Genomic DNA, 17601 nt, shown 5'->3' on the forward strand with positions numbered 1-17601 from the left:
TTTTAAATTATATGTTTGTTTCGAAAAACGGAATTGAAGTTCCGAAATTCGGAACGAGAAGGAGATAGGATGAGTATAAATAAAACGGCAGTTAAGACAATGGATATTTTAGAGTTGTTTTATGAGCATGAGGAGCTAAGTTTGACAGAGATGGTTCAGCTTACGAATATGCCGAAAACATCTGTTTATCGTTTAATTGGTTCGTTAGAAGAAATGGACTTTTTACAAAAAACAGAAAAGGGAAAGTATCGTCTCGGAGTCGTTTTTTTACGATTTGGTCAACTTGTTTCACAAAGGTTATCCGTAAGAAATACTGCGATTCCTTATATGAAAGAGCTTAGGGATAGTTTAGGGCAGGCAGTAAATTTAATTATTCAAGATGGTAATGACGCAATTTACGTTGAGAAGATGGAGGGAGTTCAGCCAGTACGTGTTTATACGGCGGTTGGAAGAAGGGCACCACTGTATGCGGGTGCATGTCCGAGAATTTTACTATCGTATTTTTCTGAGGAAGAGAAAAGAAAGTACGTAGAGGAAACGGATTTAAAGCAGTTTGCAGATGGAACAATCGTGAATAAGGAGCATTTGTTAGAAGTATTACATATGGCGAAAAAAGAAGGGTACACAATTAGCTACTCTGAATTAGAAAATCATACAGCGGCTATAGCAGCACCAATTTTTGCAAGTGATGGAACGGTTGTAGCCGGCATTAGTATTTCGGGATTAGCAATTGAGTATAGCGAAAGTAACATTTCATATTTTACTGCGAAAGTGAAAGAAACAGCATACCGCATTTCGAAAGAACTCGGCTTTTTGGCATAGAAAGAGGGAGTGGGATGAAATTTTCTGCGTTAGGGGATCAAGCAATTATTGTTACATTTGGTGAAGAAATTGGGATGGATATATATGAAAAAGTGCAACGGTTATTTCAAGCGCTAAGGCGGCATCCATTTGCAGGAATGGTTGAATGCGTTCCGTCGTTTACTTCATTAGCGGTTTATTACAATTTGTACGAAGTATGGAAGGAAAATGATAGAAATATAAGACCATATGATTACGTTTGCCAGTATATACGGGAGCTGTGTGATTCTTATAAAGAAGAAGTGAACCGAGATGTGAAACATATTTCTATACCAGTGTGTTACGGGGGAGAATATGGACCTGATTTAGAAGAGGTTGCACATTATCAAAGATTACAAGTAGAGGATGTTATTCGAATACATAGTGAAACAACATATTTCGTGTACATGTTAGGCTTTACGCCTGGCTTCCCTTATTTAGGGGGATTATCAAAAGAACTAGAAACACCTAGAAAAGAAACACCACGGTTACAAATCGCTCCTGGTTCAGTAGGTATTGGCGGAAATCAAACAGGTATTTATCCGCTAGAAACACCAGGAGGCTGGAATATTATCGGCCGAACACCTATTTCTCTATTTAATCCAAAAGAAGAAACACCAACATATATTCAAAGTGGTATGTATTTACGATTTATACCAATAACAAAGGAAGAGTACGTATCGCTTGAGGGGGCTAAAGAATGGATGTAGAGATTTTGCATGCAGGAATGTTTACAACAGTCCAAGATTTAGGGCGATTTCATTATCAACAATACGGTGTACCTGTTGGCGGTGCTATGGATAAAAGTGCGCTCAGGATGATTAATATGTTAGTAGGTAATGAGGAGAATGAGGCTGGACTCGAAATTACAATAATGGGACCTAAATTGTTAATAAAGAAAACGACTTTGCTTGCGATTGGCGGTGCGGATATGGAACCGTTATTAAATGGAGAACGCATTCCATTATGGCGCCCTATATTAGCTGAAGAAGGAAGCATGCTTTGCCTCGGAAAAGCGAAAAGCGGTTGCAGAGCATATGTGACTTTTGCGGGCGGTATAAATATTGATCATACGATGGGAAGTAAAAGTACTTACATACGTGCTGCTCTTGGCGGTATTGAAGGGAGAATGCTGAAAAAAGGCGATTATTTTCAAATTGGTACAGGGGCAGAAGTTGCAAGTCGTTTCATTCAAAATTTACAAGAAGAAAAGCGTATAAAAACGAAGTGGGCAATTTGTAACAATGCTTTACCAAAATATAAGAAGCATCCTATTCTTCGCGTCATAACAGACTTTGAATATGATCAATTTACAGAAGAAAGTATAAAGTCGTTTTTTTCGAAAGAGTATAAAGTGTCCAATTATGCTGATCGCATGGGATATAGGCTTGACGGAGATGTTTTAAATAGAGTTGAAGAGATAGAAATTTTATCGAGCCCAGTTACATTCGGAACAATTCAAGTACCGAATGGTGGACAGCCTATTATATTAATGGCGGATAGACAAACGACAGGTGGTTATCCGAGAATTGGAAATGTAATTTCAGTAGATTTACCTCTTCTAGCGCAGCTGAAACCAGGAGACTATGTAACTTTTGAAAAAATAACTATGGAAGAAGCTGCACAATTGTATATAGAACAGGAAACAAGTATGAGTCTATTAAAGAAATTCATCGCTTTACGAAGCTGAGATTAGGAGGAAAACATCGTGACTACGATCGATTTAAACTGTGATTTAGGAGAAAGTTTTGGAGCTTATAAAATGGGGAATGATGATGAAATTCTTCCGTTCGTTTCCTCTATAAACGTTGCTTGTGGTTTTCATGCTGGTGATCCGACCGTTATGCGGCAAACAGTTGAAAAAGCATTACAACATAATGTAGCAATAGGAGCACACCCTGGATTTCCTGATTTAATTGGATTTGGGAGAAGGAACATGCACGTTTCAGCAAGTGAAGTATACGATTATGTTTTATATCAAATTGGCGCATTAGAAGGATTTGTTAAAGCTGCCGGTGGGAAGATGCAACATGTAAAACCGCACGGTGCCTTATATAATATGGCGGCAATTGATTCGGAAATTGCGGATGCAATCGCAAAAGCAATTTATCATATTAACCCTGGATTATTACTTTACGGATTAGCGAATAGTGAAGCGTTCATACGGGCTGCGGAAAAATATAATATAACTCTCGTACAAGAAGCTTTTGCTGATCGTACGTATAAGCAGGATGGAACTTTAACGAGCCGTACAGAAGAAAATGCTCTTATAAAAAATGAAGATGAAGCGATAAAACAAGTACTTCAAATGGTGAAAGAAGGGTATGTAGAATCGGTTAATGGGGAGAAAGTAGCAGTTCAGGCGCAAACGATATGTTTACATGGGGACGGAGAGAAAGCAGTCCAATTTGCGGGAAAAATATACAGAACATTCAAACTTAACGGTGTTTCTATATGCGCACCGAAATAAAGTGAAACTTTAATTAGCGGGATTAAAAATGAGAGGAAGTGTTAAAATTGATAAAATTAATTGGGATTTTACTTGTTGCGGTTGGTTTTTTATTTAGATTAAATACACTGTTAGTAGTTATGGTTGCAGGTATTGTTACTGGTATGGTTTCAGGCTTAAGCTTTTATGATGTGATTAGCATGTTCGGTAAATTTTTCATAGAAAATAGATACATGTCTATGCCGATTATACTAACTTTACCGGTAATCGGAATTTTAGAACGTTATGGTTTAAAAGAAAGAGCAGAAGCACTTATAACGAAATCAAAAGGCGCAACAACTGGAAAAGTATTAATGTCATATTTTACGATAAGAGAATCATCAGCAGCACTTGGACTTAATATTGGTGGTCATGCGCAAACGGTAAGACCGCTTGTTGCGCCAATGGCAGAAGGAGCTGCGCAAGGTAAATACGGAAAACTCCCTGAAAAATTGAGAGAAAAAATTAAAGCAAATGCAGCAGCTGCGGAAAACACAGCTTGGTTTTTCGGAGAAGATATTTTTATCGCAACTGGTGCCATTTTATTAATGAAAGGGTTCTTCGATTCAGTAGGTATGCATGTCGGTGTATGGGATATGGCGCTTTGGGGCATTCCAACTGCGATATCTGCCCTTATTGTGAGCTGGATCAGGTTTAGAAGGTTTGATAAGTATATAGAGAAAACAATGAAAGCAGAAGAAAAACAAGAGAAGGAGGCTATATAAGATGAACATCATAACAATGGATACAATTTATTATGTATTAGGTATAATCGTTGCATTTATCGCCGTTCGTATTGCATTTGATCGTGAACATCCAAACCGATTTGGTTCTAGCTTATTTTGGGCATTGTTTGCAGTTACATTTTTATTCGGAAATGTAATCCCTTCGTTTTATGTTGGCTGTATTGTGCTCGCTATGGTCGTGTTAGCTTCATTGAATAAAGTAACAAAATCCGAGGAGAAAGAAGTACCAGTACAAGAACGTGTGAAACATGCAGAGAAATTAAAGAATAAAATTTTTATGCCTGCACTATTAATTCCTATTTTTACGATAATCGGTACGTTAACGTTAGGGAAAATTAAATGGGGAAATGTCGCACTTGTTGATCCAGATAAAGTGACATTAGTTGCATTAGCGTTAGGAGCATTACTCGCATTCATTGCGGCGATGCGTATTACGAAATCCAAAATAACAACGCCTGTTCAAGAAGGAAGTAGGTTATTACAAGCTGTTGGTTGGGCAGTTATTTTACCACAAATGTTAGCGGCACTTGGCGGTATTTTCGCGAAGTCTGGCGTTGGACAAGTTGTTTCTGATTTAGTCGGACAAGTGTTACCGACAGAGTATCCATTCGTTGCTGTTATGGCCTATTGTTTAGGAATGATGCTATTTACAGTCGTAATGGGGAATGCATTCGCGGCGTTTGCCGTTATTACTGGCGGAATCGGCTTACCTTTAATTGTGCAAATGCACGGAGGAAACCCAGCAATTATGGCAGCACTAGGTATGTTTGCTGGATATTGCGGAACGCTGCTTACTCCAATGGCAGCAAACTTTAACATCGTTCCGGCAATGCTTTTAGAATTGAAAGATAAGAATGCAGTCATTAAGGCGCAAGTACCGATTGCTCTTTCCATTTTCATTATAAATATGTTTATCATGTACGGCCTTGTATATCGTTTCTAATTAGGAGGGTGAAACTATGAAAACAGTATTATTAACAGGATTTGATCCGTTCGGGGGAGAAAGTATCAACCCAGCTTGGGAAGTAGCAAAAAGTTTGCATGAAAAAACAATCGGAGAGTACAAGATTATTAGTAAACAAGTTCCAACCGTATTTCATAAATCGATACAAGTATTAAAAGCGTATATAGAAGAACTGACTCCTGAAATGATTATATGTATTGGACAAGCTGGGGGCAGACCAGATATTACGATAGAGCGTGTAGCAATTAATATTGATGATGCAAGAATTGCTGATAATGAAGGAAATCAGCCGGTGGATATGCCGGTTGTAGAAGAAGGACCTAATGCGTATTGGTCTACACTTCCGATGAAAGCAATCGTGAAAAAACTTCGCGAAGAAGGTATACCGTCATCAGTTTCACAAACTGCAGGTACATTCGTTTGTAATCATTTATTCTATGGTCTCATGCACGAACTAGAGAAACATGATAAGAAAATAAAAGGCGGATTTATTCATATTCCGTTCTTACCAGAGCAAGCGAGCAACTATCCAGGTCAACCGAGTATGTCACTTTCTACGATTAGTAAAGGGATAGGATTGGCAGTTGAGGTAGCGACGGAAGTGGAAGTAGATATTGTAGCGTGCGGCGGTGCGACGCATTAAATAAAGCGGATTGTACAACACCTACTGTAAACAACTGGTATAATAAGTATAGGAATATACATAGAGGTGATTTTTGTGCAACAATTTGAGGAAGTACGTTCGATATTAGAAAAAGCGAAGAAAATTACGGTGCTGACAGGTGCTGGTGCAAGTACGGAAAGTGGTATCCCAGATTTTCGTTCAGCAAATGGATTATATGCTGATGCGAATGTAGAGATGTATTTGTCGAGAGGCTATTATAATAGAAATCCGAAAGAGTTTTGGAAGCATTATAAAGAAATCTTTCAAATTAATACGTTTCATCAATATAAACCAAATCGTGGGCATCGCTTTTTAGTGGAGCTAGAAGAACAAGGGAAAGACATAACGATTTTAACGCAAAATATTGATGGTTTGCATCAAGTAGGTGGTAGTAAACATGTAATTGATTTACATGGAACACTTCAAACTGCACATTGTCCGAAGTGTAAAACGGGATATGATTTACAATATATGATTGATCATGAAGTACCGCGTTGCGGGAAGTGTAATTTCATTCTAAACCCAGATGTTGTTTTATACGGAGATACGTTACCACAATATCAAAATGCGATCAAACGTTTATATGAAACAGATGTACTTCTCGTAATGGGAACGTCATTAAAAGTGCAACCTGTCGCTTCATTCCCAGAAATCGCAAAGAGAGAAGTAGGCGCAACAATAATTTTAGTAAATGAAGAGTTAACAGGGCAAGAATACAATTTTGATTTTGTTTTTCAAAATAAGATTGGTGAATTTGCCAAAGGGTTATCTTCGATTAAATAAGTTTTTGTTTTCGTAAAGAAACTGAGGTGAATGATGTCCACCTCAGTTTTTTTGTATGAATTATATTCATGTTATTGCGTATAAGGGGAATGGTAATAAATAGGATGATAAAATCAAAAACTGAAAATTAAATCTTTTATTTCTTTTGTAATTAATATAAAATTCTATATATAGCATATAAATAAATTTAATACATAATGGTTCATGCGTAGAAATGTTAATAGAATGAAGCGAGGGAGCAAAATGAGACAGAAAAAGGAGAAACAGAAACAGTCGAAAAAGAAAAAGACTCATATTCCATTTCGGTTAAATGTACTATTTTTTATCGTTTTTCTTTTATTTTCAGCTATTATTATTCAATTAGGTAAAGTACAAATCATCGACGGAGAAACGTATCGAAATGAAGTGAATAAAAAGGAAGATATAACGGTGAGTACTCCAGTTCCGAGAGGGAAGATGTTTGACCGGGAAGGGAAAGTTATTGTAAATAATAAACCGTTACGAACTGTTACATATACGAAGATGAAAGGAGTGGACTCAAAAGAGGTTTTAATAGTGGCAAGAAATTTAGCACAGCTAATTGAAATGCCGCAAGAAGATATGGACAAGTTAACAGAGACAGATAAAAAAGATTTTTGGATGCAGTTAAATGAAAAACGCGCAGCAACAAAAGTAACGAAAGAAGATGAGAGTAAATTTAGGAAACAGGAAATAGAAGGGAAAGACTTAGATAAGAAAGTAGAAGAGTTGAGACGAGAAAGAATTACACAAGAAGAATTAAACGAGCTTTCGAAAGAGGATATAGAAGTACTAGCAATTAAAAGCAAAATGAATGCGGGATATAAAATGACGCCACAAATCGTCAAAAAAGATGTAAGTCAAAATGAATATGCAGTAGTGAGTGAAGGATTATCGAGCTTGCCAGGCGTAGATACGACTGTGGATTGGGAGCGCGAATATCCAAATGACAAAATACTACGTTCTGTACTTGGTAGTGTTTCTACTGAGAATGAGGGATTACCAAGGGAGCAATTAGACTATTATTTAGTGCGAGATTATAACCGAAATGATCGTATTGGTAAGAGTTACATCGAAAAACAATACGAAGATGTGTTACATGGAACGAAAGAACAGTCTAAAAATATTACGGATAAAGCTGGAAATATTATTCGGACTGAAAAAGTGACAAAAGGAAAAAGTGGAAATAATTTAATGTTAACAGTTGATATGGATTTACAGAAAAAGGTGGAGGAAAGTCTTGAAAGGAATTTAAGGGCATTTCATTCTTCTGAACCGATGATGGATCGTGCATTCGTCGTTATGATGAATCCGAAAAATGGTCAAATTCTATCATTAGCAGGAAAGAAAATTGTAAATAAAGATGGCGGGATGCAAATAGAAGACTACGCTTTAGGAACGATGATAAGTTCTTACGAGTTAGGATCAACGGTGAAAGGAGCTACGGTATTAGCGGGATATCAAACAGAAGCGATTAAGCCATATACGCATTTCTTTGATGCACCAATGTACTTTAAAGGAAGTTCGAAGCCGAAGAAATCGTGGAAAGACTTTGGAGATATTGATGATTTAAGAGCATTGCAAGTTTCATCCAATGTCTACATGTTTAATACGGCGTTAAAGATTGCGGGGATTGATTATGTACCAAACAATCCGTTAGATATTAGGCAAGAAACATTCAATAAAATGCGCTATTACTTTAGACAATTTGGTTTAGGTGTACCAACCGGTATTGACCTTCCAAATGAATCGATTGGTCAAATGGGTAGAACAGATAATATACCTGGTTTTTTACTTGACTATGCCATTGGACAATATGATACATATACGCCGCTTCAGCTTGCGCAATATATGTCAACGATTGCAAATGGTGGTTACCGAATGAAACCACAAATTGTACAAGAAATTAGAGAGCAACCGAATAGACCAGAGGAAGTCGGGAAAGTTATGCAATCGATGGAACCAGTCGTGTTAAATCGATTGGATATGGATCTTTCATATATAAATCATGTGAAAGAAGGGTTTAGAAGAGTTTTCCAAGAGGTAGATGGGACCGGTGCTGGAACTTTTAAAGGATTACCTTATAAACCGGCTGGGAAAACTGGGACAGCAGAAACAGTGTACGGTGGAGAAAGTGATATTGGAAGAGATGAAAACAACTATCGAAAAAAATGTTATAATTTAACTCTCGCCGGGTATGCGCCATATGATGCTGATCCGGAAGTTGCTTTTTCTGTTGTTGTGCCATGGGTAAATAATGATAAATCAGGTATTAATTCTGCAATTGGTAAAGAGGTTTTGGATGCATATTTTGATTTAAAAACGCAGAGATCGGGTGTAAGTCCAGTCCCAGTAACACAATAGCCGAGTAAGGCACAGTAAAAAATTCAAATTGTAGTATATCACTGCGCAAATGAACAGGTGCAGTGATATATTTTTGAGTTAAAAAGTGTTTTGATAAGGTGGGAATGGATATGAAAGAGGAGAATAAGAGAGGTTGGGGAAAGTACATACTATTTATATTTGTCCTAGTAGTAACGTACCAGTCTTTCACTTTATGTAAAGTGGAAGGAAAATCAATGCAGCCAACTTTACATGAAGAAGACTACGTATTTGTAAATAAAGCTGCGGTACATTTTTCTAGCTTACAGCACGGAGAAATCGTCATTATTAAGGAAGAGGATGATTCGAAATATTATGTGAAACGTGTAATAGGGCTTCCTGGTGACGTAATTAACATAACGAATGGAACTGTATACGTAAATGACAAAAAGCAAGATGAACCTTATATAAATAAAGATTTATATAACAATACACAAGTGTTTTATAATTTTCAAAAGACAAAGATTCCGCCAAATAAGTTATTTGTAATGGGAGACAATCGTGAACAAAGTAAGGATAGTCGAAATGGTTTAGGATATATTGAAGAAGATAATATAATAGGAAAAGTGGAATTTGTGTACTATCCTTTTTCGAAAATGAAAATCATAAAATAAGTGGGGATTCACAAAACCCCACTTATTAAAGTTTCACTTTATCCCGCATTAACGGGCAGTAAGACTCCCACTTTAAAATTCAGTCAGGGCAAAGAAGTTAGGTGGGAGATCAACTGCCCGTAAAAGCCCGATTGGTGAAGGCTAATAATCAGTGGGGGATGGACAAAACTCCCCCACTGATTAAAGTTTCACTTTATCTTCTTTAAAAAACCTTTTGGATTAAATGATATGAAAAACTTATGTTTAGATTCATCGATTATGAAATTGCTATTTTTAGTTAAAAACTCTTCCACAGCTTCCATTGGGCCAGGTCCCCAATCAGGAAGGAGAGGATTTCCGTTAATACTTGTATCTTCTACAATAATGTAACTGCCAGTGGTTACAATAGATTTATAAAGTAAGAGTTCTTTCGATACATGTTCTTTACTATGATCAGAATCTAAAATAACTAAAATCACATCATCAGGTTTGCGCATACTTAATATTGATTGGACGGCCTGTACAGAAACAGATGAAGCTGTTAAATACGTAATTCGATTATGGGATGGCCGATTTGGTTGCGGAGTTATATCGATAGTAAGTACGTGACCTTTTCCAATTAAATCTAACATAGAAGCTAAAAACAGTGCACTACCACCGTGAAAAGTTCCGCATTCAATAATTAAATCAGGCTTTAATTCGTATAATATTTCTTGATATAAAAAGAGATCAGAAGGAAGTTTGCAGATTGGAACCCCGAACCAGTGTGTACCATGTAACCAAACGTTGCTGTCGTAATATTGTTTTAGAAATTCGCTACTAATGTTATCGATTTTGAATTCTCCTTTCTAAAAAGGATTCTTTCATACGTAAAGAGTTTACGTATGAAAGTTGTACTATATATTATGTGGTAAGGGATTATAAGGCGAGTGTTTTCACGTGAAAATAAGCCAAATAACACATGTGGAAAATGAATTGCTTGCAAAAGAAGATGTAAATGAAAGGAAATGATCGTATGTATAAGTACACAATTTGCTTCATTAGAAAAGGAGATAGAATACTTTTACTAAATAGAAACAAGAAGCCGACAATGGGAATGTGGAATGGTGTCGGAGGGAAAATAGAAGAGTATGAAACGCCATATGAAGGAGTCATTAGAGAAACCTTTGAGGAAACAGGAATAGAGCTTCCAAGTGTAACGTATAAAGGGAATGTTATTTTTAAAGTTAAAGACGAACCTTTGGGTAGTGAGGGAATGTATGTATTCCTAGCTGATTTACCAGATGGAGTACATATTGATACGCCAGTAAGCACTCATGAAGGTATATTAGAATGGAAGTCAATTGATTGGATATTAGATGGTGATAATAGAGGTGTAGTTAGCAATTTGCAAAGATATTTACCGACATTATTAAGTGAGGACAACAATTTAGAGCATATATTCATATATGATAATCGGAATATTATTGATTACAAAACTACACTTTTGATAGAAGATAATACGAAAAAACGATATGAAAAATATCTCGTTTCTCAATAAGAGAAGAAACGTTAAAATACGAAGAGAAAGCCAAATTCTTTATGGGAATTTGGCTTTTTACAAGGAATGCTAATTCAAATTTTACTCTTCATAATTTGCTTTAATAATAAAGCGGTGTTGCTTCACATCGAAATATCCTTTTTGCAAGATGATCTCATGTATGCGATATAATTCCTCGTTATAGCTTTCTACTGTAAAATCAGGAATTTGCCACGGAATTGCTTGCAAGTAATAGACAACAGCACCGACATCATAAAAACGCTGAAGAGGGAATTCTTCTTTCGCTTCTAAAATAGTAAATCCATTTTTCCTCAATTCACTACATGCCGTTTCGAGTGACCAACTTGAAAATTCGCTATTCAGCGGTGTGCCAAACTGCTCATTCAGTTCCGCACAATCAAGACCACCGACTTGTTGTGTAAGAAATGTTCCATTAATGGAAAGACTTCTTTTCACTTCAGAAGCAGAATAGGATTCATGTTGATTCACAATTAAATCAAACTGACCATCTTGAAATGGTAAAGCAGTATCATCAGTCACTTCTACGACTATAACTCCTAAAGGTTCTAATTTCTTTCGTGCAATTGGGACATTCGGAGCATAGCCCTCAGTCGCATAAATAGTTGACGGGAACGGTTGTAACATAGATAAAAACTCTCCGCCACCAGTCCCCATATCTAGCATTGATTTTGCACGTTGCATAAGCTGGAAAGCAGTGCTACCGTATGACCATGATAGGGGCTCGCTATTCATACGGCCAGTTTCTGAAATGAAAGAGAAATCCCAGCCGCTAAAGTTAGTCTTTGCACTTTCTAATAGTGCTGAAAATAATGGATCACGTTTCATATTGTTGCCCTCCTATTTCGTTAATAAATGATATAGTAAGAAAAGAAAAAGGGAGGACCTCTTATTAAAGTGGAACGGTTTTATGTTTCGTGTTCGAATAGATTCATATAAATTAGCTCCTTACGAGAATGGTTATTTATATATTCGGGAGTATCGAGTGAAAATCCTTTGAAATTATAGGGGAAGGCAGTTGTTTAATGAAAAATTGGATGGAGTTTACAGACAAAGAGTACGACCAAATATGGGATAGGGTATATAGTGATTTTGAGTTTTCGCCAAGTGATTCTACATTCCCATCATTTAAGGTGCCAAGTCCCTTTATAACATATGATATTTCTCATTACTTCAGAGAGTCGGTAGATTTAGATGTATATGACGACCTGGAAGAAAAAGCATTACTAGTTTTTAAAGAGAATACGGTATCGAATGAATATATAATGGCACTTGATTGGCAACATGAATGTTACTGGGTAAATCCACATTTAAAGTTTGATAGAAATGAATTTGATGAGTGGACAATCCCGATTTTTCCAAATGGAGATTATTATTTCTTTATTCAGAAGGATTTTAAGTGGGGCTATTTAGGGCATCCGTGGGAGGAGAGTATAACGATATTTGGAAAAGAATTAATAGATGCTTTTGATCAACATAAACCGGAAATATTTCATAAGATTTTAAGGCAGGGTTAATGTTTAAAAAAGAAAAAACGTTTATACTTCCAAATGAAGTATAAACGTTTTTATTATTAGCTGTTTTTATATAGATTGTTGCTTTCTTTACAAATACTTAAAAACAAAAATCTTTTGGTAAAGTGCCATTTTTTATCATCGTTCTTAATCCATGTTTCATAATCCAAGGATTAACAGGATGGTTTTTATCGAGTAATTGTTGCAACCATTGAAAAACGAGTTCGTTATCTTCCTTCGTAATATCATTAATGTGATTGGCTACAGATTTTTGAACATACTTAGAAGGGTCATTCATTAATGGCTCAAGAAGTTTTAAATTATTTCTGAAGTCACCTTTCAAAGCTCCTATTTTTTTTGCCCAAGGAAGTCTTGGTCTAGTACCTTCTGAAACTAATCTCCTGATGTGGCTGTTTTCATCACGTAACCATTGCTGCAATATGTCTAAGGTTTCTTCAAGGTATTTTTCAAGATAAGGACGAATGGCATATTCAGCAGTATTTCTTTTTGTTATTTCATACATTGCATTGAATGAGGATTCAAAATCGTTAAGTCCATATTTTTCAACGTATTTTGCGATAGGCATATACATATAACCCTTTGTAAATGTGCCGACTTCTGTTGTATTTTCTGGTCCTAATGTTTTCAGTAATATATGTATTGCTTCATTAAAATCTTTTTGTAATGCATTGTGTAATTCATCTGCTATTACTTCTATACGTTGCTTTAACTCTAAATTTTCAACTTTATATGTTACGGTAGATACAAAGTTTCTTTTAGAGAAATTAGGATCGTGTTTACAAATAGAATCAGCCATTTTTTCTGCTAATTCTTTGTTAAATAAAAATTTTAACGGAACATATTTGCCCATTTTTTCACCCCATTGGTCGGATAAAAACAATGTTTATTTTTTAATCGACAATCCATACACCAAAGTCTCACTAGGAGTCGTAATACTAAAACCTGTCGTCTTATAATCAAGTTTCACCGTATCACCAGTGTAATCTGTCGTGAATGAATCCATTTGTACGATAAGCTCCGCATCTTCATATACAACATCATCCGCATTATATGTATCCCAAATTAAATCGACATCAACGAAAATACTGCAAGAGTTTGTCATAGTTCCTCTAATGCGAATGATCTTTTTGTCTTCACGTACTAGTCTATGTATAGCTGCTTTTGCTTCATCAGTAATACGAATGTTCATGTAATCCCAACCTTTATTTATATTTCCTCTATTATTGCAAAAACAGGAGAAATAGGGAAGGGAGAAGCATTGCATTAAAAAAACGAGCAAACAATTTTGTTTGCTCGTTTTACTTTATTTCAGTTCACATTTATCAAGTGGAATGACTTTCGTTTTCTTAGTAAATTTATAACCTAACCATAGTACTAAGAAGAGTGGTAAACCGATGTAAGAAACGAGTACACCGTTCCAGTCGATAGATGCTCCTGTAAATGCTCCGTAGTTTTGACCTAAAATAACAATAACACAAAGTGTAAATGCAAAGATTGGACCGAACGGGAACCATTTCGCTTGATATGGTAAATCTTTCAAATCTTTCCCTTGTGCAATATAAGCTTTACGGAAACGGTAATGACTAATAGCAATCCCTACCCAAGCAATAAATCCTGACATCCCTGAAGCATTTAATAACCAAATGTATACAACACCGTCACCGAATAAAGAAGCGATGAAAGCGACGCTACCAACTACTGATGTTGCGATTAATGCGTTAACAGGTACACCGCGGCTATCTAATTTCCCTAAGAACTTTGGTGCTTTTCCTTGGCGAGCTAAATCCCAAAGCATACGAGTTGATGCATACATTCCAGAGTTACCAGCAGATAGAACTGCAGTTAAAATAACAGCGTTCATAACAGAAGCAGCGAAGGCAACGCCCGCTTTTTCAAATACAAGTGTAAATGGACTTACTGTAACATCACTTGCTGCAAGGCTTTCAGTCGTATAAGGAATTAATAAACCGATAACGAGAATTGCTAAAATATAGAATAATAAAATGCGCCAAAAGATAGAACGAATTGCTTTCGGAATATTGCGTTCTGGATCAGCAGTTTCACCAGCAGCTACTCCTAATAATTCAGTTCCTTGGAATGAGAAACCAGCAGCCATAAATACACCGATAATTGCCATGATGCCGCCATTAAATGGTGCATCTGCAACAGTGAAGTTTTTAAAGCCAACAGATTCGCCGCCCATAATTCCAAAAATCATCATAAAACCGACAATTAAAAAGATAATAATAGTAACTACTTTAATAAGTGCGAACCAATATTCAGATTCACCAAAACCTTTAACAGATAAATAGTTTAAGAGAAAAATAATAGCTAAACAAAGTCCACTCCAAATAAGAGAAGGGGTATCTGGGAACCAAAATTTCATAATTAATGTTACGGCCGCTAGTTCAGCTGCAATCGTAATCGCCCAGTTATACCAATAGTTCCATCCAAGTGCAAAACCAAGTGATGGATCAACAAATTTTGTTGCATAAGTACTAAAAGATCCAGTAACAGGCATGTAAGCCGCGAGTTCTGCTAAGCTTGTCATTAAAAAATAAACCATAATTCCAATTGCGGCATATGCGACTAATGCACCGCCAGGACCAGCTGAATGGATAACACCACCACTGGCAAGAAATAATCCGGTACCGATTGTACCACCGAGAGAAATCATCGTAAGGTGACGAGATTTTAATCCGCGTTTTAATTCACCTTGTCCTTGTGTAGTTTGCGTTTTAGAGGTAGATTGATTTGTTGCGCTATTCATGTTCAACACTCCTTTTCTTGTAGGTTAGGAAGGAGCGGGGGAGAAAAATACAAAAAACCGCCAAAGGAATTAGGCGGAACGTTTCACAAATAACCACCCCATCATACCCTTCCGTTAAGATAGCACACCACGTTTACACGGTAATTTTGTAAACGTGACAGTTCTGTTCCTTTCGGAGACAGCCCCAGCTCATATTTCCAGAGAAGAAATATAAACTTCGGCAACTTTTCCTTTCAAACGGAGTCAGTGACATTCGCTGTGTCTCGTCCATTTTACTTTTAAAAATCGCAACCTCTACCTCATCGGATTGATGAGGATTTATATATTGCTAAGATATTTAATATATGGCAATTGTAATGACTTTCTGAATATATTGCAAGGAATTTTGTTAGGAAAAGTCAAAAAATATCGGTTATTGTATAGGAAACGCTTGCAAAACTCCACCCGAACCTACTATTATGTAGCAGTAAGCAAAGAAAAAATTGTTATACAAATGTTTCGCAAAAAATATTGAAAAACCCTTTAAAATTAAAAGAAAATTCAGAAAATATAATTCGACATAACTATCAGAAGGGGATTATTCCTTAAATTCGTTTCAAAGAATAAGTATAAATTCGATAAATAGAATGAATATTCTTTTTATTTCTGATAAAATTGAGGTATTGTTTAATTGAAAAGGGGATATCATTATGAAATTAGAAACGGAAAGATTATATATAGTACCGTGTACAGAAGAATGGATTCAAATTGCGGATAATCAAGGATACAATAGTGGTCCGCATATTGTAGGACATATAGAAAATATGAAACGAGATGCGGCTTCATTACCGTGGGGACCGTGGTATGTTATTCGGAAAGAGGATGATGTTGTTCTAGGTGATATAGGATTTAAAGGGAAACCGAATGAGCAACATACGGTAGAAATTGGTTACGGATTTACCCGGAAATATTGGAATAAAGGGTATGCAACAGAAGCAGTTAGTGAATTAATGAAATGGGCTTTTCAAACAGGGGAAGTGGAAACGATTATAGCGGAGACAATCCTTGATAATTATAGCTCTATTCGTGTCTTAGAGAAATTACATATGAAAAGAGTAAATAGTACTGAAACGATGGTCAATTGGAAAATAGAAAAATAAAAAATACCGCTCGAAGTAAATCGGGCGGTATTATTATTAATTATGGTAGCATTTGTTTTTGATCTTTCGGATAGCCGGCTGTCGATACGTTAGAACGATTGGAATGATTACGAACAGCAATAAAAATAGATATAATAACGATAAGACCAACTGCAACGTAAGAAAGTGTAATAATAGTTGGATCAACTTTAAATGATGTAAGTAATGTACGAATATTCGTAAAGATAATAAGTCCGCCAACGAGTACGCCAAGTAAATGAGAAGGAACGATGCGTACTAACCATGCGGCGATTGGTGCGGCAACAATACCACCAAGCATGAGGGCAAATACCCAAACCCAGCTTATTTGTTCCCAGCCAAGTGAGATGAAAAAGCCGATTGTTGCAGCGAGTGAAACAGGAAATTCGCTCGTATCTACAGATCCAATAACTTTTCTAGCATCATTTCCTTTTGCAAGTAGAACGGGTGTCGTAATAGGTCCCCAGCCACCACCGCCAGTTGAATCAACGAATCCTGCGAACAGACCGAGTGGTACAAGTTGTTTAGCAGACATACGCTTATTTGAAGAAACAATTTGTTTTTGAATGATGAATCGTAATAAAATATAAACCCCTAAAGTAAATAAAAATATGGAAATGTACGGTTTAATTACATCACCAGGTAAATTGCTTAAAAAACATGCCCCAATAAATGCGCCAATTGCTCCTGGTAATGTAAGTCTGGAAACTGTATATTTATCAACGTTTCCAAATTTGATATGAGATGCACCAGAAGCGGCGGTTGTAACGACTTCAGCTAAATGAACTGATGCGGAAGCTACAGTCGGTGCGATACCAAACATTAATAATAGTGAGGTAGACGTTACCCCGTACGCCATACCAAGTGCGCCATCAATCAATTGAGCGAAAAATCCAATAATAGCAAAGACAATTAATTTCTGCATAAATAATCCCCCTGTAATAATAAATGAAAAAGACACTTTTCCCGTATGAGAAAAGTGCCTTTGGTTTTTCCAATCAGCAATAATTAAATTTGTTTTATTATAATACACATTAATCGTATAAATCAACTGGGTTTTAAAGTTTTTTGAATTGAACGAAAGAAAAATAAAATATACAATA

General features: G+C 36.2%; 19 protein-coding genes and 1 riboswitch. Of the genes, 13 read left to right on the top strand and 6 right to left on the bottom strand.

Going from position 1 to position 17601, the window contains the following annotated elements; genetic code table 11:
* Positions 1-69 precede the first annotated feature (69 nt).
* The 10 genes from JFU18_RS00130 to lepB all read left to right on the top strand — a co-directional run bounded on the left by JFU18_RS00130 (position 70) and on the right by lepB (position 9499).
* On the top strand, positions 70-822 hold the full coding sequence (locus JFU18_RS00130) for an IclR family transcriptional regulator (protein WP_201034012.1): 753 nt from the start codon (positions 70-72) through the stop codon (positions 820-822).
* Positions 823-836: 14 nt separating this feature from the next.
* Complete coding sequence (gene pxpB / locus JFU18_RS00135) at positions 837-1550, top strand: 5-oxoprolinase subunit PxpB (RefSeq protein ID WP_201034011.1); 714 nt, start codon at positions 837-839, stop codon at positions 1548-1550.
* The gene (locus JFU18_RS00140) at positions 1541-2530 is read left to right on the top strand and encodes a 5-oxoprolinase subunit C family protein (RefSeq protein ID WP_201034010.1); all 990 of its coding nucleotides are present in this window, start codon (positions 1541-1543) and stop codon (positions 2528-2530) included. Before pxpB ends, JFU18_RS00140 begins: the two co-directional genes overlap by 10 nt.
* A gap of 18 nt (positions 2531-2548) precedes the next feature.
* Positions 2549-3310 (top strand): 5-oxoprolinase subunit PxpA, encoded by a 762-nt coding sequence (gene pxpA / locus JFU18_RS00145; RefSeq protein WP_201034009.1) that lies wholly within the window; start codon positions 2549-2551, stop codon positions 3308-3310.
* Positions 3311-3357: 47 nt separating this feature from the next.
* A complete protein-coding gene (locus tag JFU18_RS00150; RefSeq protein WP_128854174.1) occupies positions 3358-4053 on the top strand; it encodes a DUF969 domain-containing protein in 696 nt (231 codons plus the stop codon).
* Between the two features lies 1 nt (position 4054).
* Positions 4055-5017 carry a DUF979 domain-containing protein gene (locus tag JFU18_RS00155; protein ID WP_201034008.1) on the top strand — a complete coding sequence of 321 codons (963 nt, stop codon included), beginning with the start codon at positions 4055-4057 and terminating at the stop codon, positions 5015-5017.
* Positions 5018-5033: 16 nt separating this feature from the next.
* Entirely contained in the window at positions 5034-5681 is a 648-nt protein-coding gene (pcp, locus tag JFU18_RS00160; protein ID WP_085311803.1) for a pyroglutamyl-peptidase I, read from the top strand.
* A 75-nt stretch (positions 5682-5756) separates the two neighbouring features.
* Positions 5757-6485: an NAD-dependent protein deacylase gene (locus JFU18_RS00165; RefSeq protein WP_085311802.1), complete on the top strand. Its 729-nt coding sequence runs from the start codon at positions 5757-5759 to the stop codon at positions 6483-6485.
* A 225-nt stretch (positions 6486-6710) separates the two neighbouring features.
* The gene (locus JFU18_RS00170; RefSeq protein WP_201034007.1) at positions 6711-8867 is read left to right on the top strand and encodes a peptidoglycan D,D-transpeptidase FtsI family protein; all 2157 of its coding nucleotides are present in this window, start codon (positions 6711-6713) and stop codon (positions 8865-8867) included.
* Between the two features lie 110 nt (positions 8868-8977).
* Entirely contained in the window at positions 8978-9499 is a 522-nt protein-coding gene (gene lepB, locus JFU18_RS00175; RefSeq protein WP_201034006.1) for a signal peptidase I, read from the top strand.
* A gap of 188 nt (positions 9500-9687) precedes the next feature.
* Here the strand turns inward: lepB and JFU18_RS00180 are convergent, their stop codons facing one another.
* Entirely contained in the window at positions 9688-10311 is a 624-nt protein-coding gene (locus JFU18_RS00180; protein WP_080118273.1) for a cephalosporin hydroxylase family protein, read from the bottom strand.
* Positions 10312-10493: 182 nt separating this feature from the next.
* Between JFU18_RS00180 and JFU18_RS00185 the strand changes: the two genes are divergently transcribed.
* Positions 10494-11018 (top strand): NUDIX hydrolase, encoded by a 525-nt coding sequence (locus tag JFU18_RS00185; protein WP_002190054.1) that lies wholly within the window; start codon positions 10494-10496, stop codon positions 11016-11018.
* Positions 11019-11099: 81 nt separating this feature from the next.
* Here the strand turns inward: JFU18_RS00185 and JFU18_RS00190 are convergent, their stop codons facing one another.
* Positions 11100-11864 carry a class I SAM-dependent methyltransferase gene (locus JFU18_RS00190; RefSeq protein WP_201031324.1) on the bottom strand — a complete coding sequence of 255 codons (765 nt, stop codon included), beginning with the start codon at positions 11862-11864 and terminating at the stop codon, positions 11100-11102.
* Positions 11865-12061: 197 nt separating this feature from the next.
* Between JFU18_RS00190 and JFU18_RS00195 the strand changes: the two genes are divergently transcribed.
* Positions 12062-12553 carry a DUF2716 domain-containing protein gene (locus tag JFU18_RS00195; protein WP_061688493.1) on the top strand — a complete coding sequence of 164 codons (492 nt, stop codon included), beginning with the start codon at positions 12062-12064 and terminating at the stop codon, positions 12551-12553.
* Positions 12554-12650: 97 nt separating this feature from the next.
* Here JFU18_RS00195 and JFU18_RS00200 read toward each other — a convergent pair whose 3' ends face one another.
* The 3 genes from JFU18_RS00200 to JFU18_RS00210 form a co-directional block, all read right to left on the bottom strand.
* Positions 12651-13421, bottom strand: coding sequence for a DNA alkylation repair protein (locus JFU18_RS00200; RefSeq protein WP_201031323.1), 771 nt, complete (start codon positions 13419-13421; stop codon positions 12651-12653).
* Positions 13422-13454: 33 nt separating this feature from the next.
* Positions 13455-13760, bottom strand: coding sequence for an iron-sulfur cluster biosynthesis family protein (locus JFU18_RS00205; protein WP_002127979.1), 306 nt, complete (start codon positions 13758-13760; stop codon positions 13455-13457).
* A 114-nt stretch (positions 13761-13874) separates the two neighbouring features.
* On the bottom strand, positions 13875-15341 hold the full coding sequence (locus JFU18_RS00210) for an amino acid permease (RefSeq protein WP_002013597.1): 1467 nt from the start codon (positions 15339-15341) through the stop codon (positions 13875-13877).
* A 112-nt stretch (positions 15342-15453) separates the two neighbouring features.
* Positions 15454-15646, bottom strand: a riboswitch (Lysine riboswitch).
* Positions 15647-16030: 384 nt separating this feature from the next.
* Here JFU18_RS00210 and JFU18_RS00215 point away from each other — a divergent pair.
* A complete protein-coding gene (locus JFU18_RS00215) occupies positions 16031-16480 on the top strand; it encodes a GNAT family N-acetyltransferase (protein WP_201031322.1) in 450 nt (149 codons plus the stop codon).
* 40 nt (positions 16481-16520) lie between these two features.
* Here JFU18_RS00215 and JFU18_RS00220 read toward each other — a convergent pair whose 3' ends face one another.
* On the bottom strand, positions 16521-17423 hold the full coding sequence (locus JFU18_RS00220; RefSeq protein ID WP_201050183.1) for a sulfite exporter TauE/SafE family protein: 903 nt from the start codon (positions 17421-17423) through the stop codon (positions 16521-16523).
* Positions 17424-17601: the final 178 nt, after the last annotated feature.

It is taken from the genome of Bacillus sp. TH22 (genome assembly GCF_016651015.1).
GTDB lineage: Bacteria > Bacillota > Bacilli > Bacillales > Bacillaceae_G > Bacillus_A > Bacillus_A mycoides.